The sequence below is a fragment of the Arthrobacter sp. DMZ02-1R genome, assembly GCF_057747935.1.
Window position 1 is genome coordinate 2,300,565 of the sequence record NZ_CM173230.1, and the last position, 19,616, is coordinate 2,320,180.

The following is a 19,616-nucleotide window of genomic DNA, read 5'->3' on the forward strand; positions in this document are numbered from 1 at the left end:
ACCTTTCCCGGTAGAGTTACCTGCCGGCCGCGAAATAACCCGGACAGCACTGCGCGCCGCCAGGCGGCAACAATTGACGGCCCAGCCGTACAGGAGCGAGGAAACACCCATGAGCAGCGAAACCGCCGCCGACTACACGGCCACCGCCGCCAACCCTGCCACCCAGCCGACCGGTGCGGCTCGGCGCCGCGGGCCGTTCCGGGTGGGGGAGCGGGTCCAGCTCACGGACGAACGCGGCCGGATGAACACCATCACATTGGAAGAAGGCGGCGCCTTCCACACGCACCGCGGCTTCCTCAACCATGACGAAATCATCGGCAAGGTTGACGGCTCAGTGGTGGCAAACAACGTAGGCCAGCAGTACCAGACCCTCCGGCCCTTGCTCTCCGATTTCGTGTTGTCCATGCCCCGGGGTGCCGCCGTGGTCTACCCGAAAGATGCCGGCCAGATCGTGACCATGGCGGATATCTTCCCGGGCGCGCGCGTGGTGGAAGCCGGTGTGGGTTCCGGTGCTCTTTCGATCTCCCTGCTTCGCGCAGTGGGCGACGCCGGTTACCTCCACTCTTTCGAGCGCCGCGAAGAATTCGCGGACATCGCCCGCGGCAACGTTGAAACCATTTTCGGCGGGCCGCACCCGGCCTGGAAGATCTCGTTGGGCGACTTCCAAGAGGAAGTTGTCCGCACCGAGGAACCCGGATCCGTTGACCGCGTGGTGCTCGACATGCTGGCTCCTTGGGAATGCCTGGATGCCGTAGCGACGGTCCTGGCTCCCGGCGGCGTATGGATCAACTATGTAGCCACCGTCACCCAGCTCTCCCGTACTGCCGAAGCCATCCGCGCCGACGGCCGGTTCACCGAACCGGACGCCTGGGAGTCCATGGTCCGGGGCTGGCACCTCGAAGGCCTCGCCGTCCGTCCCGACCACCGCATGGTTGCCCACACCGGTTTCCTGTTGGTGACGCGTCGCCTCGCGGACGGTGTCACAGGAATCTCCGTCAAGCGCCGTCCTTCCAAGACTGAGTTCAGCGAAGAGGACTTGAATGCCTGGACTCCGGGAGCCGTGGGGGAGCGGGCCGTTTCCGACAAAAAACTTCGCCGTGCGGCACGTGATGCGATTGCCGGGACCAACGTCAAGGACGACCCCTCAGCCTCGCACTAGGCAAACATCACAAACTAGTCCGCATTCCGGATGTCACAGGTTTCCCGACCGTTTTGAGGGCTAAGGTCTATTTATAGAAAGCGGGAAGGAGCTGATGCTTCGTGGATACGTCGAACAATGACTTCGGGCGGACAACACCTGAGGAGCCATCGAACAAGGCCGTGGCTGAGGGAAAAGCGGCACATGGCGGTGGGGCAATTCAACCGGTGGACGAATCCGGTGAGCTCACTGTTGCGGAACGCCAGATAAACATCCTTCGCGACAAGCTGCGCCACATCGACCGTCAACTGGCCGCTGCCACCCAGAACAACACCAAGCTCGTGACCATGCTGGAAACGGCCAAGGCCGAAATCCTCCGGCTCAAAGGAGCCCTCGAACAAGACGGCCAACCGCCTTACAGCTTCGGGACCGTCCTGCAAATCAACCCCAGGCGCCAGCCAACGGCGGGCAGCACGGGACAGGCTGCAACTGAGGAATCGGTCGACATCTTCAATGCCGGCCGCAAGATGCGCGTGGGCGTCAGCCCCCTCGTGAACCTCAACCAGCTGGCTGTTGGACAAGAAGTCCTCCTCAACGAGGCCCTGCTTGTGGTTGCCGGCCTGGGCTATGAGCGGGCGGGTGAACTCGTCACGCTCAAGGAAATGCTTGGCTCGGACCGTGCCCTCGTTGTGGGCCGCGCCGACGAGGAGCGGGTTGTCAGGCTTTCAGGTGCCCTGCAGAAAGTGCACCTGCGAGTCGGCGATGCCCTGTCACTCGATTCCCGCACCGGCTACGCCCTCGAGAAGGTTCCCAGGGCGGAAGTCGAGAACCTTGTCCTCGAGGAAGTCCCCGATATTACTTACGAGGATATCGGCGGCCTGGGACCGCAAATCGAGCAGATCCGGGACGCCGTCGAACTGCCGTTCCTGCACCCTGATCTGTACCGGGAACACGGACTCAAGGCCCCCAAGGGTATCCTGCTATACGGCCCGCCAGGTTGCGGCAAGACGCTGATCGCCAAGGCCGTGGCCAACTCGCTCGCCGCCCGCGCGTCCGAACGGGCCGGCAACGTGGATCTCAAGAGCTACTTCCTGAACATCAAGGGTCCCGAACTCCTAGACAAATACGTCGGCGAAACCGAACGCCACATCCGGCTGATCTTTGCCCGCGCGCGCGAAAAGGCCTCGGACGGCAGCCCCGTGGTGGTGTTCTTCGATGAAATGGACTCGCTGTTCCGCACCCGCGGCACGGGTGTCTCCTCCGACGTCGAGACAACCATTGTCCCTCAGCTCCTCAGCGAGATCGACGGCGTCGAGCGGCTGGATAACGTGATCGTCATTGGCGCCTCGAACCGCGAAGACATGATCGACCCTGCCATTCTTCGTCCCGGCCGGTTGGACGTGAAAGTCAAAATCCACCGACCCGACGCCGAGGCAGCTGCCGACATTTTCGCCAAGTACATCACCACGGACCTACCCTTCCATGCGACAGATCTGGCTGAACACGGTGGCGATGTGCAGGCCACGGTGGACGCCATGATCCAGCGCACCGTCGAGGCCATGTACTCCACCGAGAAATCCAATGAGTACCTCGAAGTCACCTATGCCAACGGCGACACCGAGATGCTCTACTTCAAGGATTTCAACTCGGGTGCAGTGGTCCAAAACGTGGTGGACCGGGCCAAGAAATACGCCATCAAGGATCTCCTGCTGACCCAACAGAAGGGCCTGCGGATCGACCACTTCCTGCGCGCCGTCGTCGACGAATTCCGCGAACACGAGGACATGCCCAACACCACCAATCCTGATGACTGGGCACGTATCTCAGGTAAGAAGGGCGAACGCATCACGTACATCCGCACTATCGTCCAGGGCAAGGCCGGCCAGGAGCCCGGGAAGTCGATCGAGACGACTCCCAACACCGGCCAGTACCTGTGACGGCCCGGCCGGAAGGCCTGCCCTCTGAGAAGCTTCCCGTGGGCGGGGCCATGCGGGTCATGGGTTCGGAGACTGAATACGGTATCCACGCGCCCTCTGCACCGGGGGCGAACGCCACGATGATGTCCGCGCGAATCATCCAGGCCTACGCGAACTTGACGCGGCAGCGGGCGGCCGGGGGCGCTGAAACGCGGTGGGACTATACGGACGAAGAACCCCTGCATGATGCACGTGGCTGGACGGTTGAGCGCAGTGCCGCAGATCCGAGCCAGCTGACCGACAGGCCTCCAGTGCTGGACGCCGAGGCCGTTGCGCTGGCGTACGGGCGGCAGGAACTCGAAGCCGATGGCAGCGACGAGTCTGGTTCGCTGCTGATGAATATGGTCCTCGGGAACGGGGCGCGCCTGTACGTTGACCATGCCCATCCGGAATACTCGAGTCCCGAAGTCACGAATCCCCGCGACATCGTTGCCTGGGACGCAGCCGGCGATCTCGTCGCCTTGGCCACCGTCCGTAAGGTCGCAGCCGATCCCGATCTGCCAGCCATCAACCTGTACAAGAACAACACTGACAACAAGTCGGTGTCCTACGGTTCCCACGAGAACTACCTCATGCCGCGCGCGGTGCCCTTCGGGGAGATCGTCCGTGGCCTGACGCCGTTCTTCGTCACGCGCCAGGTCATCTGCGGAGCCGGGCGACTCGGCAAAGGCCAGGACGGTTCGGCTGCCGGATTCCAGATCAGCCAGCGTGCGGACTTCTTCGAAGCCGAGGTAGGACTGGAAACCACCATCAGGCGGCCGATCATCAACACCCGGGATGAGCCGCACGCCACAGCGGACAAGTACCGGCGCTTGCACGTCATTATCGGCGACGCCAACTTGAGCCAAGTGTCCAACTACCTGAAGTTCGGCACCACGGCTTTGGTCCTGAGCCTCATCGAAGCCGGCCAAGCTCCGAAGATCGAAGTGCACGAGCCTGTGGCCGGGCTGCAAGCAATCAGCCACGACACCTCCCTGACTGCTACGGTCAGGCTTCTCGACGGTCGGCGAGTAACTGCGCTGGACATCCAATGGATCTATTACGAGGCTGCCGCCAAACTTGCCCAGGAAAGCGGTGTCTCCGATTCCTTCAGTGGAGACGGCCACACCCGGGATGTCCTGGACCGGTGGGAGTCGACGTTGGGGCTTCTGGGGAGCAACCCCGCTGGTGCCGCGTCTTCCGTCGAGTGGCTCGCCAAGATGTCCCTGTTGGAGGGCTACCGGAACCGTGACGGACTGGAATGGAACGACGCCCGCTTGGGGCTGATCGATCTGCAATGGGCCGACGTGAGGCCTGAGAAAGGCCTTTACTACCGCATGCTTTCGCGTGACCGGATGCAGAGGATCGTCGACGACGCCGCCATCAGCCGCGCTGTCGTCGAACCGCCGTCGGACACACGGGCCTATTTTCGCGGGAAGTGCGTTTCCAGCTTCGGCAAGGACGTGGTCGGCGCCAGTTGGGATTCGGTCATTTTCGACGTTCCCGGCATCGGCAAACTCCAGCGGGTGCCCACGCGGGAACCCCTCCGCGGCACGGAAGCACTCACCGGCCAGCTCTTTCAGAAGCATGCCACAGCGGGTGCGTTCCTCCGTGAATTGCTCGGACTGGACCCGGCCCCGCCAGCCTGAACCGGCAGCAGGTGAAAGGCCGTCAAACGGGCTCTTAAAACCGCAGCGTCGCGGCCCGCCCCGTGGCAGTATGGCATTACAGGAAGTCCCCGTTGCCGGGGATGGACAGAATGGAGAAGGAAATGGCAGCTCAGGAGCAGCAGCAACCCCAGTCCCGCGACGTTGAGACAGAGGCTGACGTCCCGGAGGCCCCGCCCGCAGCACCGGAGGCACAGGCCTCGGTCGCCACGCAGGGCGTGGACGATCTCCTCGACGAAATTGATGGCGTACTTGAATCGAACGCCGAAGAGTTCGTGCGGGCATTTGTGCAAAAGGGCGGCCAGTAAGCAGCCGCCAGCTAATCTAAGGCCCGGCCGGCGCGAGGCCGCCGGGCATCGGATGTCAGAGTCGAAGGAGCGCAGCAATGCAGGATCCAGCAGCCAGCCATCTGGCCACCCAAGCAACGTCTTCGTTCACAGAGCATCTGCAACGCTCCCGGCCTGAACTCCTTCCCTTTAATCAACTGCTGCCCGCGGGACAGATTCCGCCGGTTCCGCATGCCACGACAATCGTCGCCCTTAGCTATCCAGGTGGCGTCCTGATGGCGGGCGATCGGCGCGCCACCATGGGCAATGTCATCGCCAGCAGGCATATTGAGAAAGTCTTCCCGGCCGACGATTACTCCGTCCTGGGCATTGCCGGCACTGCGGGATTGGCCATCGACATCACGCGGCTGTTCCAAGTGGAATTGGAACACTACGAAAAGATCGAAGGCACGCTGTTGAGCCTGGACGGCAAGGCAAACCGGCTCGGGGCCATGATCAGGGGAAACCTGCCCATGGCTATGCAAGGTCTCGCAGTGATCCCGCTCTTCGCGGGCTTTGATCAGGCCTCCGGCGTTGGACGGCTTTTTTCCTACGATGTCACAGGCGGACGATACGAGGAATTGGAGCACCACTCTGTCGGCTCCGGTTCCGTGTTCGCCCGAGGTGCCCTGAAGAAGCTGTGGCGGCCGAGCCTCACCGAAGACGAGGCAGTCGCCGTCGCCGTCGAAGCCCTCTATGACGCGGCCGACGACGATTCCGCCACAGGCGGACCGGATCCTGTCCGCCAACTCTGGCCGGTGGTGTACACGGTCAACCGCGCCGGCGCCCGTCGGGTGTCCGAACGGGAGTTGGCGGCGATCGCCGGATCCATTATTGAATCGCGCGCAGCTGCCGGACGGGAGGCCTGATATGACCCAGCAGTTTTATGTTTCGCCCGAGCAGCTGATGAAGGACCGCGCGGACTTCGCGCGTAAGGGCATCGCCCGCGGCCGTTCCGTCGTCGTGATCAGTTGCGCGGACGGCATCGCCCTGGTGGCGGAAAATCCCTCGCCGTCCCTGCATAAGATCGGTGAGATCTACGACAAGATCGCCTTCGCCGCGGTAGGCAAGTACAACGAGTTTGAGAGCCTCCGGCAGGCCGGTGTCCGCTACGCTGACGTCCGCGGCTATTCGTACGATCGCGAGGACGTCACCGCCCGCGGACTGGCCAGCGTCTATGCGCAGAGCCTCGGCGCCGTCTTCACCGCGGAACAGAAGCCGTTCGAAGTGGAGCTTGCCGTGGCAGAGGTCGGGCACGCCCAGGCCGAGGATCATCTGTACCGGCTGACCTTTGACGGGTCCATTGCCGACGAGAACGGATTTGTGGTGATGGGCGGGCTCGCCGAGCAAGTAGCGGAGGTGGTGGCTGGCGGCTGGAAGGCCGATCTCAGCCTGGCCGACGCCCTGCGTCTGGCGGTCAAGGCACTTGCCACGGACAAGGACGTGGACGCCCTACCCGGGACCGCCGTCGAGGCGGCAGTGCTGGACCGGAGTCCGGAAAGCGGTCGCGGTTCCCGTCGGGCATTCCGGCGGCTCAGGGCAGAGGAAATCACGCAACTGCTGGCAGGGGAGGCCTGAGATGGACAAGAGAATATTCGGGATAGAAACCGAGTTCGGCATTTCGTATTCGAGCCCCGACTCAAGGCCTTTGGCCCCCGAGGAGGTCGCTAGGTACCTTTTTCGCAAGGTGGTGAGCTGGGGGCGCTCGTCCAACGTCTTCCTGACCAACGGCTCGCGCCTTTACCTTGACGTCGGCTCGCATCCGGAATACGCAACCGCCGAATGTGACGACCTCGCGCAGCTGATCGCCCACGACCGGGCGGGTGAACTCATTCTCGATGACCTCGTGGATGAAGCGCAGGCGCGCCTCGCGGCGGAGGGATTCAACGGCACGGTCTACTTGTTCAAGAACAACACCGATTCCGCCGGAAACTCCTACGGCAGCCATGAGAACTATTTGATTCCCCGGCGGGGTGAGTTCTCGCGGCTCGCCGAGATCCTCATTCCCTTCCTCGTCACACGGCAGCTGATCGCTGGTGCGGGCAAAGTCCTGAAGACGCCTCATGGTGCCACCTTCGCGTTCTCGCAACGGGCAGACCACATTTGGGAAGGCGTATCTTCGGCAACCACAAGGTCCCGCCCCATCATCAATACCCGCGATGAGCCGCACGCCGATGCCGAGTTCTTCCGTCGCCTGCACGTGATCGTCGGTGACTCGAACATGTCCGAGACCACCGCCTTGTTGAAGGTGGGAACAGTGGATCTGCTCCTGCGCATGATTGAGGCCGGCGTAATCATGCGGGACATGCGCATGGAGAACCCCATTCGCAGCATCCGCGAAATCTCCCACGATCTCAGCGGCAAGGCCTTGGTCCGCCTAGCCAACGGGCGGCAACTGACGGCCCTGGACATCCAGCGCGAATACCTAGCGAAGGTGAGCGCCTTCGTGTCGTCGAACGGAGCCCACAATCCCCACGTACCGCTCATCCTGGACCTGTGGGAGCGCACGCTGAATGCCATTGAAAGCGGCGACACCAGCGGGATCGACACCGAAGTGGACTGGGCTATCAAGAAGAAGCTGATGGACGGTTACATGCGTCGCCATGGAATCGGCCTGGATTCTCCTCGGATCGCGCAGCTGGATCTCACTTATCACGACATCTCGCGTAGGCGCGGGCTCTTCTTCCTCCTCCAGGCCCGTGGTGCTGCCAGGCGCTTGGTGGCGGAAACAGACATCAAGGACGCCGTGGACGCACCGCCACAGACCACCCGGGCAAAACTCCGCGGCGACTTTGTCCGGCGGGCCCAGGAGCTTGGCCGTGACTACACCGTGGACTGGGTCCATTTGAAGTTGAACGACCGCGCCCACCAGACGATTTTGTGCAAAGACCCCTTCCGTAGCGTCGACGAGCGGGTGGATGCCCTGCTGGACTCAATGAGCTGACTCCCAGCTTCACCGGTTACTCTGGAGGTTGGCCTTTAACGGGCCTCTACGTGCATGGCCGAGCTATGCCCTCCTTTTGCCCCGACGAAAGTTCAATTTGTGCGACGTCTACTAGCAATTCTTATCCCCAGCCTCTTGCTGATCACCGCCTGCGGCGGAAGTCCGGCACCAACAGCAACCCCGGAGCCCACCAGTCAGTCCGCCGGCGATGTCGCCAAGCTGGATTCCCTCAAGGTTTCCGACAATGGTGACAAGAAGGCACCCGGCCTGGAATTCAACAAGCCGCTGGACGTGACGCAGCCAACCATAAAACTGGTCACTGACGGCACCGGCGACAGAGTGAAGGCCGGTCAGATCGCAGAGATCGCCTACATTGCCGTCGACGGCAAAGATGGCAAGACCCTTGAAGACACATTCACCACGGGACCTATGCCGGTCGAACTGAACGACAAACTCAAGACTGGCAGCGCTGTCCTCTACAACGCGCTGGTCGGCGCGAAAGTGGGCTCCGACATCGCTTTTGCCGTCCCCGGAACCGCGGCTAGCGGAACAACAGCGGCAACTTCGTCGCAGCTGGTGGTCTTCAAGATCACTTCCGTCAAGGACGCCACCAAGGCCCTCGACAAGCCCGAGGGGGATACCGTGACGCCTCCCGCTGGCCTGCCCACGGTCAAGGTCGATGACAAGGGAATTCCGCAAATTTCCGTCGACGGCGTGACGGCTCCACAGAGTCTTGTTGCCCAGGACCTCATCAAGGGCAAGGGCGCCGTCGTCAAGGAAACGGACACCCTGACGGTCAACTACGTCGGCGTCAACCTGGTGGGCGGCAAGAAGTTCGACTCCAGCTACGATCGCGGACAGACTGCAAGTTTTGCCCTGAACGGCGTCATCAAAGGCTGGACGCAAGGCCTGGCCGGCAAGACAGTCGGTTCCCGGGTTCTTCTGGTTGTCCCCAAGGACCTCGCTTATGGCGACGCCGGTCAAGGTGACGCGAAGGGCGACCTCGTCTTCGTCGTGGACATCCTGGGCGCCAACTAATCTTCAGCTAAATTCACACCGCATTGCCCCTATCAAATTGAGGAGTACCCATGTCATTTGGTCAGCGTGATTTCGACCGCACTAAGCCCGAAATCGACTTCCCGGAGGGCGACGTTCCCACGGAACTGGTCATCAAGGACATCATCGTCGGTGACGGCGCTGAGGCTCAGGCCGGCGACACCGTCTCCACTCACTACGTTGGCGTTGCTTGGTCCACGGGCGAAGAATTCGACGCATCTTGGGGCCGCGGGGCCCCGCTGGACTTCCGGGTCGGCGTCGGCCAGGTCATCCAGGGCTGGGACCAGGGTCTGCTCGGCATGAAGGTCGGCGGCCGCCGTCGTCTGGAAATCCCCTCGGAGCTCGCCTATGGCTCCCGCGGCGCGGGCGGGGCCATCAAGCCCAACGAAGCGCTCATCTTCGTCGTGGACCTCGTGGCAGTTCGCTAGGTATCCACAGCTCAGGAAGGCGCGTCTGCAGCCGGAGGAATCCGGCCGCAGACGCGCCTTCCGCCTTTGCCGCAGGAATTTAGTAACGTTGCAATCGTGTCTGCATCACGTACCGAACGACTCCTGAACCTGCTGATCGCCCTTCTGAACACGAAATACGGGCTGTCCCGGGCCGTTCTCAGGGACAAGGTGTACCACGACGCCGGCGACAGCGACGTCGCGTTTGGCCGCATGTTCGAACGGGACAAGGCGGACTTGAAGCAGTTTGGTTTCGTGATCGAAACGCTCCTTGACCATGGCTTCGGCTCAGACGATCCGGCTTCCACGCGCTACCGCATCGGCAAGGAATCCAACCGACTGCCGGACGTGCGTCTGACCCCTGCGGAGGGAACAGTACTGCTTCTGGCCGCGCAGTTGTGGGAACGCGCAGCGCTGGGCTCGGCAGCAGCCAGCGCGCTGCGGAAGCTGCAGGCTTCCGGCGACCTCGCCGACGTCGAACTTCCGGCGGGCATCCAGCCGCGCATCAAGCCCGCGGGCCAGGCTTTTGACGACATCATCGCCGCCATGAACGGCCAGCACCCCGTTGTCTTCCAGTACCGTGCCGCCAGCACCGGAAAAGAAGAGCGCCGCCTCGTGGAGCCCTGGGGCTTGGGGAGCCGGTTCGGCCAGTGGTACCTGGTGGGCTTCGACCGGGATCGAGGAGCCAAACGTTTCTTTCGCCTGTCCCGGATGACGAGCGAGGTCCAGGCCGAGACACGGGACCACTGCGAGATTCCGGCGGGCTTTAATATCCGCGCCGAACTGGACAGCCTCAGTGAACTCCCCTTGCAGGAGGCCCAGCTCGACGTGGCGGAGGGCCGCTTGCTGGGACTCCGCAAGCGGGCGGTGAACATCACGGACACGGCTGGGAGCACTGGCCCCCGCAACGGCAGGGACCGCCTCTCCTTGCCGTTCCGGGACAGCGAGCTACTGGCTGAAGAATTGGCCTCCTACGGTCCGCACGTGAGCGTGGCCGGGCCGCCTGAGCTCCGTCTCGCCGTGATTCGGCGGCTTGAAGCCGCCGCCGCGTTCGCCTCGCGCCCCGCCGTCGAGATCCGCTTTCCCGAGGCAGGTCCCGCGCCGCGGGTGCGTAAGCGGACCTCGGAGAACCAACTCAACCGGATGCTGCAGTTGGTGCCTTTCCTCGTCCACAACCAGGGCTTGCCCATCCAGGAGGTGGCGGACCGCTTCGGAATCACCCGCAAGGAATTGCTCGAGGACTTGAAGATACTGATCTGCTCCGGCCGTCCTGAAGGCTATCCGGATGACTTGTTCGATATCGATTGGGAAAACGAGCACGTCTACATCCGGGAACACCTCGAACTCAACCGGCCCGTCCGCTTCAGCGTCGACGAAGCCTGCGCCCTGCTGACCGGCCTCGCCACCCTGGGCGGACTCCCCGCCCAGGCAGGCATGTCGGAAGACGAACAGAGCGGGGCCCTGGAGTCCGTGACCCTGAAGCTCACCGGCGCGGCGGGGGAGGCCGGCCGTTTGGCGGCGGCCATCGCCGGCCCGCCCGTCACCCCTGCCGACGCGGGAGCTTTCGACATCATCACCCGGGCGATCCAGGCGGGCAGCCAATTGCGTCTTCGCTACCTGTCACCGCAACGCGATTCAATCTCCGAACGGGACGTCGACCCCCTCCGGCTCTACTCGCTGGACAATACCTGGTATTTCGAGGCGTACTGTCACAGCAAAGCCGGGTTGCGGAATTTCCGCTTGGACCGCGTCGAGGAGATCGCACCGAACGGCAGGGTTGTTTCCGGGGCTGGCAGCGCCGAGGACGGCGTTCCGGTGAAGCTCTACACGCCCAACGACGACGACGTCGTGGTTGTCCTCCAGCTCACTCGACAAGGTGCCGGGCTGGCGGATGACTACTATGCGGATCGGACAGCAGTGCTTCCCGACGGCAGCCTGCTCGCCGAGATCCGATTCGGAAACGCGGACTGGTTGCCGATGTTCGTTGCCCAGCATGGTGGTGCGGCCCGGATCCTTCAGCCTGCCGGGCTGGCGGATGCGACGGCAGAGGGGCTTGACGCGGCCCTCGGGCAGTACAAGCAACCGGGCCCAATACAAACCGTGAAGGCTGGATAGACTACTCAAATGCCTTGGTGGTCCTGGATCCTTCTGTGGGTCGCTCTGATTGCAGTGTCCTTGCTTTGCTACGTCCTGTTGGGCATCAGGCTTTTCCGGACTTTCATGGCGACGGTGCATGAGCTGAGTGCGGCGGGGGAGCAGTTGGGGCGTCGCACGCACCTTCCCGAACACCCTGACGACGACGGCGGTGCCTCGCCGAAAGTGTTCGGCGAGGCCGTTTTTGCCTCACCGGATGGGATGCGTCATGATTACGTGACGGCCAAGGCCTCCCGCCAGGAAGTGCGTCGCCAAAAGCGCGTTAAGCGCAAAGCAGAGCGGGGCCAACCCCAGTCCCTGCACGACATCGAATTCAGTTAGACGTAGGATGTATTCCAACGAAAGGACTTCCCGTGGGACGACTATTTGATGGCCCTTGGCCAATTGTCATAATCATCATCGTGGCGCTGCTGCTGTTTGCGGCACCCAAGCTTCCGGCCATGGCCCGGAGCCTCGGTCAGTCGATGCGCATCATCAAATCCGAAGTCAAGGAAATGAAGAACGACGGGAAGCCGGCGGCCAAGGACGACACGGACCCCGTTGAAGGCAAAGTGGTCAACCACCCCGAAGCCACTACCAAGAGCGGCAACGACACTGACGTTCCGCCAGCAACCCGTAGCTAAGCAGTAGTGGCAACGAAGACGGGCCGCAAAGCCAACCCCGAAGGGCGGATGGCGCTCCTAGACCACCTGAAGGAGCTTAAGAACCGGCTGATCAAGTCTGCTATCGGCGTTTTCCTGGGCGCCGTGGCAGGATGGTTCCTCTATGAGCCTGTGGTCAACAGCTTGTCGGATCCGTTGGTCAAGATCGCCCAGGAGACCAAGCGGACCGCCGTCCTCAATTTCGCGAGCGTGGCGGATCCGTTCGACTTCAAGCTCCGTATTGCCATCCAGATCGGCCTGGTCATCTCCAGCCCGATCTGGATCTACCAGGTCTGGGCCTTCATCACCCCGGGCCTGACCAAGAAGGAGCGGCGTTACACCCTCGGGTACATGGCCGCGGCGGTGCCTTTGTTCCTGGTGGGCGTGTATGTCGCATGGTTGGTGATTCCGAACGTCGTGCGCGCCTTGCTGCAGTTCACGCCCCAAAACGGCGCCAACAACATCGACGCATCGCAATATCTGACCTTCGCCACGCACATGCTTCTGTTCCTCGGTATCGCCTTCCTGGTCCCAGTGGTGTTGGTGGGCGTCAATATGGCGGGCGTTTTGACCGGCAGGACCATCCTCAAGGCGTGGCGTATCACCGTCTTCCTTGTGTTCGTCCTGGCCGCCGTGGCAGCTCCCGGTGCCGACGCTCTGTCGATGTTCATGCTCGCTGGCCCCCTGCTGGCGCTGTTCTTCGCCGCAATCGGGCTATGCCTCCTGAACGACAAACGGCGCGCGCGCCATCAGGCGAAGGTCGCAGCTGAGACGGAAGCCACTGCCGACGTCGCCACACCTGCCTCTGATCTGGAGAATCTGTAGTCTTCAGGCCACTAGGCTTGAAGCATGTCCTCCAATTCAGGGGCCCTTTCGCCCTCAGAAGCTTTTCAAGCTGCAGCGCAAAGGAGTGCTGAGTCGAAAACCTATCTCGGCACTTTTGCCCAGTCGCTGGAATTCGAACTTGATGATTTCCAGCGTGACGCCTGCCGTTCGCTCCAGAAAGGCAAGGGAGTGCTGGTGGCGGCGCCCACAGGGGCCGGAAAGACAATCGTCGGAGAATTCGCGATCTACCTCGCCCTTGAACGCGGACTCAAAGCCTTTTACACGACGCCCATCAAGGCGCTGAGCAACCAGAAGTTCTCCGAGCTTTCGGCGAAGTATGGCGCGTCAAACGTGGGCCTGTTGACCGGCGACACCACCATCAATGGCGAGGCTCCCATCGTCGTCATGACCACCGAAGTCCTACGGAACATGTTGTACGCGGACTCCGACACCCTCGGCGACCTTGGCTTCGTGGTAATGGATGAGGTGCACTACCTTGCGGACCGCTTCCGCGGCGCAGTTTGGGAGGAAGTCATCATCCACCTGCCCAGCGAGGTACAGGTGGTTTCCCTGAGCGCCACAGTGTCCAATGCTGAAGAGTTCGGTGCGTGGCTGGATACCGTGCGCGGACACACCGATGTGATTGTCACCGAGCACCGTCCTGTCCCCTTGTGGCAGCACGTCATGGTGGGCCGTGAGATCGTCGATCTCTTCGCCGGGGACACGAGCTTTGATCAGATCGCTTCTGGGGCAACCGACGGCGAGGCACCCTTGCCGGTGGCAGTCCAGGAGTTGGACCGGAATCCCAGGCAGAAGGAATTCGAGGTCAATCCCGAGCTGTTGTCCATGGCCAGGGCAGAGAGCCAGATGAACTTCCGTGGCCGATTCGGTCACGGTGGACGCAGCCGCCGCAGACAGGACCACCAACGTGACAACAGCGCCGCGGAGCAGCGGAGCCCGGTGCGCAAAGCCAGCCGGCCGCAAATTATTGCGAGCCTGGACCGCCAGGGGCTCCTCCCGGCCATCACCTTCATTTTCTCCCGTGCTGGCTGCGACGGGGCCGTGGCGCAGTGTGCCGCCGCGGGGTTGTGGCTGACTACGGAGCGGGAACAGCAGATCATTGCGGCCCGGGTAGATGAGGCGAGCCGCGAAATTCCCGCGGACGACCTCGACGTGCTGGGGTTTTGGAGCTGGCGTGACGGCCTGCTCAGGGGGCTCGCTGCGCACCATGCCGGTTTGCTGCCGACTTTCAAGGAAGTCGTCGAAACCCTGTTCGCCGACGGCCTGGTGAAGGCCGTGTTCGCCACGGAGACCTTGGCGCTGGGCGTCAACATGCCGGCCCGCTGCGTCGTCCTGGAGAAGCTCGACAAGTTCAACGGCGAAGCCCACGTCAACATCACCGCGGGGGAGTACACCCAGCTGACCGGCCGTGCGGGAAGGCGCGGAATCGACGTCGAAGGTCACGCCGTGGTCCTTTGGCAGCCGGGAACCGATCCCGCGGCTGTGGCCGGCCTTGCTTCACGGCGCACCTATCCCCTTAATTCCAGTTTCCGACCCACCTACAACATGAGCATCAACCTGATCGCCCAGTTCGGACGTCCCCGGGCGCGGCAGATCCTCGAGTCATCGTTCGCCCAGTTCCAGGCCGATCGTTCCGTCGTGGGGCTGGCGCGGCAGGTTCGGAGCCGTGAAGAGTCACTCGCCGGCTATGCCGAGTCGATGAAGTGTCACCTTGGCGACTTCACCGAGTACGCGAAGCTGCGGCGGGACCTCAGCGATGCGGAGGAATATGCATCCCGGAGTACCTCAAGGGCCCGCAAATCCCTGACGGTGGAATCCCTCACTCGCCTCATGCCTGGAGACATCGTCAAGGTTCCCGGCGGACGCTCGCCCGGTTACGCCGTCGTGCTCGATGCCGATCCCAATGCGCGTGAACCGCGGCCCGCAGTCCTGACGGAAGACAACCAGTTGCACACGATCGGCGCCCACGAGGTCGAAGGTCCGGTCGCGCCCGTGTCCTGGATCCGCATCCCGAAGTCGTTCAACGCGAAACTGCCCAAATCCCGTCGTGACCTGGCATCGGCAATGCGGAACGCAGTGCGCGAGGGGCGGCCGCCTGCCCGGGGGACCAACAGGAACGAGGACTTTGGTCGCGCCCGTTACTTGCCGGACCAGGAAAAGAAAATCTCGGACCTGCGCCGGGCACTCCGCGCCCATCCTTGCCATGGCTGCAGCGAACGTGAAGACCACGCCCGCTGGGCCGAGCGTTGGTGGAAACTGCGCCATGAAACCGATGGGCTCGTCCGGCAGATCCAAGGCCGCACCAACACGATCGCGAAGACATTTGACCGTGTGTGCGATGTCCTCGCCGCTTACGGGTACCTGCAGACGTCCGACGCCGGCCATGTCACGATCAGCACGGACGGCCAGCGCCTGCGCCGCATCTACGGCGAAAAGGATCTGCTCATCTCCCAATCCATTCGCCAGGGCGCCATCAAGGATCTCGACGCCGCAGAACTGGCTGCGCTGGCCAGCACTTTGGTTTACCAAGCCAAGCGCGACGATCGCGGTCTCCGGCCCAAGATGCCGTCTATCTCCCTCGAATCCTCCGTGGACATCGTGGTGCGTGAATGGTCCACGCTGGAGGACGTCGAGGACAAGAACAGGCTCCCGCTGACGGCCGAGCCGGAACTCGGACTCGTTTGGCCCATTTTCAAGTGGGCCAAAGGCCGCCACCTTCAGGAAGTACTCAGTGGCACCGACCTCGCCGCAGGGGACTTCGTGCGTTGGGCGAAGCAGGTGATCGACCTGCTGGACCAGATGGCCAAGATTCCCGGGCTCGAACGGAGCCAGGCCAAGACATGCCGAGAAGCGATCGATCTGGTCCGCCGCGGTGTAGTGGCCTATTCCAACGTCTCCTGACCCACCATAGATTCCCAGCAAGGAGCATTTCCATGACCCATCCAGGCATGCCCGCTGAAACTACGCCCCGCAAGGTCACGATGTACCGGAACGGTTCCGTCTATACCGCCGCGGACCCCTTTGCAACGGCAATGCTGGTTGACGGAGACACAGTTGCCTGGGTTGGTTCAGAGCAAGCCGCGACGTCGATTGCCGATTCGTCGATGGAAGTCATTGATTTGCGGGGAGCTTTGCTGGCTCCCGGCTTTGTAGATTCCCACATGCATCTCACCGAGACCGGCATTGCGGCTGATGCCCTCCAACTTGCCGGGGTCCGCTCGGCCCGGGAACTGCTCGACGTCGTCGCCCGCGCCGCAAAGGCGCTTGGTGCCACTGGCACTGTGCTGGGCCATGGCTGGGACGAATCGATGTGGCAGGACAGGACACTGCCCGCGGCGGAGGAACTCGATCGCGCCGCCGGTGGACGCAAGGTGTATCTGGCGCGCGTGGACGCGCACTCGGCCCTTGCATCACCTTCCTTGGCCTCCGCTGCGGGCATCGCCGGCCTTGACGGCTACGACGGTTCCGCACACGTTCTGAGGGCCGCTCACACTGCCTCGCGCTTGGCCGCCAGGCAGTTCCCCGAAGCCGAGCGCCGCCGGTACCAGAAACTTACCCTTCGCGAGGCTGCGGCCAACGGCTATGTGGCGCTTGCAGAGATGGCGGCGCCACACCTCTGCAGTGTCGAGGACCTGCGGATGTCCGCCTCGTGGAACGAAAGCCGGGAGGGTGTCCCCGAGATCCTGCCCTATTGGGGCGAACTTGCTACATCGGCCGAGCACGCTGCTTCCATTCTGGAAGGTCTGGACGTACCCGTTCTTGGCTTGGCCGGTGATTTGAACATCGACGGTTCCATCGGGTCACGAACGGCGGCCCTCAACGCCGACTACGCTGACGCGCCTGGGCATCGCGGAAGCCTCTATCTCTCTGTGGATGAGGCTGCCCGTCATCTTGCCGCTTGTTCAGCGCTGGGAGTCCAAGCAGGTTTCCATGTCATTGGCGACGCCGGACTGAAGACCGCGCTGGATGCTTTGGACCTTGCCGCGGCAGAAGTGGGGGAGCAGCGGGTCCGTGCAGCCGCGCATCGCCTCGAACACGTGGAAATGGCAGATGCAGCGGATTTCGCCCGCCTTGCCAAGTACTCGATCACCGTGAGCGCGCAGCCCGCGTTTGATGCCGCCTGGGGTGGGGCAGGAAAACTCTATGAGCAGCGCCTGGGCGGCCCACGGAGAGCGGCCATGAACCCCTTCGCCTCGTACTACTCCACCGGCGTGCCCGTGTGCTTTGGAAGCGACAGCCCGGTCACCCCCTTGCGCCCGTGGTCCAGTGTCCGGGCCTGCTTGGAGCACAGCAACCCGGACCAGCGTATTTCGGCGCGCGCCGCGTTCCTGGGACACACCCGCGCCGGGTGGCGGGCCAGCAGGCAGCGCAATCCGCTCATGGGTCAATTGGTTCCCGGGGCACCTGCAAGTTTTGCAGTGTGGGAGGTTGAAGAGCTGATGGTTCAGGTGGCAGATGACCGTGTCCAATCCTGGTCCACCGATCCGCGTGCCCGTACGCCCCTTCTGCCCGCGCTGGACAGCGGAAGCGACCCCACCTGCCTGCAGACCGTACGGGAGGGCCGGGAGCTCTTCTCAAGGGAATCATTTCGGTCATAGTTGTAAATATCCTGCCGATACTGAAGGCCCCCTGACCTGCGTCAATGAATGAAGCCGCAGGTCAGGGGGCGCTTGACAGTTTTTGTGAAGCCCGTAGCATTTAGGGTCAACAGGCTTCCACAGGGAATACCTGGTTGTCTGGCCGCGGTGGGGTCCGTGTCAAAACAGTCAATGGGCCCGTTTTCAGACCGTGGCACTCGTAGTGGGCAGGTCCGCAGTGCCGCAGAAAACGGTTCGGCCTCGAGTTGGAAACACGGGTCGGCACTGGACCTGGGCTTGTGGACCTGCCCGCGGCCAAGGAGACTTGGTGTGTCTAGCACCACAAGTGGCCCTGAGCACGCCGAGTTGTCGCCCTATAATGGAGAGTTGCGCCAGAATCCCAGCCTCGCTGCTGCTCCGGCCCACTGACCGCTCCATCAAGGAAAGGCCTCTTCTTGCGTGTCCTGACGATCATCCCCACCTATAACGAGCTGGAATCGCTGCCCAAGACCCTCGGACGGCTGCGCGTGGCTGTCCCCGCCTCTGACGTCTTGGTTGTCGATGACAACAGCCCTGACGGCACGGGACAGCTCGCCGACAGCATTGCGGCCGAGGACAGCCAGGTCCATGTCCTCCACCGCAAGGGCAAGGAAGGCCTCGGGGCCGCTTATATTGCCGGATTCAAATGGGGTATGGCGGCTGGCTACGACGTCCTCGTGGAGATGGACGCTGATGGATCTCATCAGCCCGAGCAACTGCCGCTCTTGTTGGATGCCATCAACGACGGCGCCGACCTCGCCATGGGCTCACGCTGGGTTCCCGGCGGAGGCACCGTGAACTGGCCGTTGTACCGCCAAGCGATCTCACGCACGGGCAGCACTTACGCCCGCATTATGCTTGGCCTGAAGATCAAGGACATTACTGGCGGGTACCGCGCCTTCCGCCGCAGCACCCTTGAGGCACTCAAGCTGGACCAGGTCGAATCGGTTGGCTACGGCTTCCAGGTGGACCTTGCGTGGAGGGTCGCCAAGCTGGGACTGAAGATCGTAGAACGCCCCATCACCTTTGTGGAGCGCGAGCTAGGAGCCTCCAAGATGAGCGGCAACATCGTTGTTGAGGCCATGATCAACGTGACCAAGTGGGGGTTGGCCTCCCGCTGGGCCGCGCTGACCCGGAAGAAGTCCCCGGTTTCAAAGTAGGCCAGAACAAACAAGGGCCGGGTCCGCACTCTGTTAAGAGGGCGGACCCGGCCTTTGTCTTAGGACTACGCCTTTGGCTGTGCCTTACGCCGAGCGGCGTTCCCCGCGGCGTTCGCGCAGGATGTTCAGCCGGTCTTCAAGGATCTGCTCGAGTTCGGGAAGGCTGCGGCGTTCCAGCAGCATGTCCCAGTGGGTACGGACGGCCTTCTCGTTGGTGTCAACGGGGCGTTCGCCATCAACCAGGAGCGCTTCCTTGCCCGTCTTGGAAACCCAAACAGGGGGAATCTCCGCTTCGGACGAGAAGGTCACGAAGACCTGCTCCCCGTCCGCGCAACGGTATTCAACCCTCTGGCGCGGTGCCGGCTCAACGCCGGACTCGGTTTCCATGCTCTGGGCGCCAAGACGCATGCCCCGCAGGCTGCGATCGCTCATGATTACTCCCTCTGTCTGTTCACGGAACCAGGCTCCGCGCTAGCCGGACGCCGAATCGACGCCGCCCGGGCTACTGTATGCACACGTTGCATCACTAGATGAAACGCCTGACCAAGCGTTAATGTTCCGTTCGGACTGAACCGGCCGGACAAATACACCATTATACCCGGATTGATGCAGGCAGGACAAAGCGGGAGCCTTCCCTGAAAAAAGCCCCTGACGGAACTCCGTTGCA

General features: G+C 62.7%; 17 protein-coding genes. 16 read left to right on the top strand and 1 reads right to left on the bottom strand.

What is annotated here, in order from left to right; translation table 11 throughout:
- Window positions 1-109: 109 nt before the first annotated feature.
- The 16 genes from AC3ANQ_RS11225 (at window position 110) to AC3ANQ_RS11300 (ending at window position 18,949) form a co-directional block, all read left to right on the top strand.
- Entirely contained in the window at window positions 110-1,159 is a 1,050-nt protein-coding gene (locus tag AC3ANQ_RS11225; protein WP_488305118.1) for a tRNA (adenine-N1)-methyltransferase, read from the top strand.
- 101 nt (window positions 1,160-1,260) lie between these two features.
- Entirely contained in the window at window positions 1,261-3,075 is a 1,815-nt protein-coding gene (gene arc / locus AC3ANQ_RS11230) for a proteasome ATPase (protein WP_488305119.1), read from the top strand.
- A 50-nt stretch (window positions 3,076-3,125) separates the two neighbouring features.
- Entirely contained in the window at window positions 3,126-4,742 is a 1,617-nt protein-coding gene (gene dop / locus AC3ANQ_RS11235; protein ID WP_488305307.1) for a depupylase/deamidase Dop, read from the top strand.
- 122 nt (window positions 4,743-4,864) lie between these two features.
- Window positions 4,865-5,068 carry a ubiquitin-like protein Pup gene (locus AC3ANQ_RS11240; RefSeq protein WP_184735227.1) on the top strand — a complete coding sequence of 68 codons (204 nt, stop codon included), beginning with the start codon at window positions 4,865-4,867 and terminating at the stop codon, window positions 5,066-5,068.
- Between the two features lie 77 nt (window positions 5,069-5,145).
- Window positions 5,146-5,955, top strand: a complete 810-nt coding sequence (prcB, locus tag AC3ANQ_RS11245) for a proteasome subunit beta (protein ID WP_488305120.1) — start codon at window positions 5,146-5,148, stop codon at window positions 5,953-5,955.
- A 1-nt stretch (window position 5,956) separates the two neighbouring features.
- Window positions 5,957-6,664, top strand: coding sequence for a proteasome subunit alpha (prcA, locus tag AC3ANQ_RS11250; protein ID WP_488305121.1), 708 nt, complete (start codon window positions 5,957-5,959; stop codon window positions 6,662-6,664).
- 1 nt (window position 6,665) lies between these two features.
- Complete coding sequence (pafA, locus tag AC3ANQ_RS11255) at window positions 6,666-8,030, top strand: Pup--protein ligase (protein WP_488305122.1); 1,365 nt, start codon at window positions 6,666-6,668, stop codon at window positions 8,028-8,030.
- Between the two features lie 99 nt (window positions 8,031-8,129).
- A complete protein-coding gene (locus tag AC3ANQ_RS11260) occupies window positions 8,130-9,068 on the top strand; it encodes an FKBP-type peptidyl-prolyl cis-trans isomerase (RefSeq protein WP_488305123.1) in 939 nt (312 codons plus the stop codon).
- 50 nt (window positions 9,069-9,118) lie between these two features.
- The gene (locus tag AC3ANQ_RS11265) at window positions 9,119-9,514 is read left to right on the top strand and encodes an FKBP-type peptidyl-prolyl cis-trans isomerase (protein ID WP_488305124.1); all 396 of its coding nucleotides are present in this window, start codon (window positions 9,119-9,121) and stop codon (window positions 9,512-9,514) included.
- A gap of 96 nt (window positions 9,515-9,610) precedes the next feature.
- Window positions 9,611-11,647: a helix-turn-helix transcriptional regulator gene (locus AC3ANQ_RS11270; protein ID WP_488305125.1), complete on the top strand. Its 2,037-nt coding sequence runs from the start codon at window positions 9,611-9,613 to the stop codon at window positions 11,645-11,647.
- 9 nt (window positions 11,648-11,656) lie between these two features.
- On the top strand, window positions 11,657-12,007 hold the full coding sequence (locus AC3ANQ_RS11275) for a hypothetical protein (protein WP_488305126.1): 351 nt from the start codon (window positions 11,657-11,659) through the stop codon (window positions 12,005-12,007).
- Window positions 12,008-12,039: 32 nt separating this feature from the next.
- On the top strand, window positions 12,040-12,309 hold the full coding sequence (gene tatA / locus AC3ANQ_RS11280; protein WP_265977393.1) for a Sec-independent protein translocase subunit TatA: 270 nt from the start codon (window positions 12,040-12,042) through the stop codon (window positions 12,307-12,309).
- Between the two features lie 48 nt (window positions 12,310-12,357).
- Window positions 12,358-13,152 carry a twin-arginine translocase subunit TatC gene (tatC, locus tag AC3ANQ_RS11285; protein ID WP_488305308.1) on the top strand — a complete coding sequence of 265 codons (795 nt, stop codon included), beginning with the start codon at window positions 12,358-12,360 and terminating at the stop codon, window positions 13,150-13,152.
- Window positions 13,153-13,176: 24 nt separating this feature from the next.
- Window positions 13,177-16,074 (top strand): DEAD/DEAH box helicase, encoded by a 2,898-nt coding sequence (locus AC3ANQ_RS11290; RefSeq protein WP_488305127.1) that lies wholly within the window; start codon window positions 13,177-13,179, stop codon window positions 16,072-16,074.
- 32 nt (window positions 16,075-16,106) lie between these two features.
- Entirely contained in the window at window positions 16,107-17,771 is a 1,665-nt protein-coding gene (locus AC3ANQ_RS11295) for an amidohydrolase (protein WP_488305128.1), read from the top strand.
- 434 nt (window positions 17,772-18,205) lie between these two features.
- Window positions 18,206-18,949 carry a polyprenol monophosphomannose synthase gene (locus tag AC3ANQ_RS11300; RefSeq protein WP_488305129.1) on the top strand — a complete coding sequence of 248 codons (744 nt, stop codon included), beginning with the start codon at window positions 18,206-18,208 and terminating at the stop codon, window positions 18,947-18,949.
- 84 nt (window positions 18,950-19,033) lie between these two features.
- Here the strand turns inward: AC3ANQ_RS11300 and AC3ANQ_RS11305 are convergent, their stop codons facing one another.
- Window positions 19,034-19,381: an RNA polymerase-binding protein RbpA gene (locus AC3ANQ_RS11305; protein WP_059389983.1), complete on the bottom strand. Its 348-nt coding sequence runs from the start codon at window positions 19,379-19,381 to the stop codon at window positions 19,034-19,036.
- Window positions 19,382-19,616: the final 235 nt, after the last annotated feature.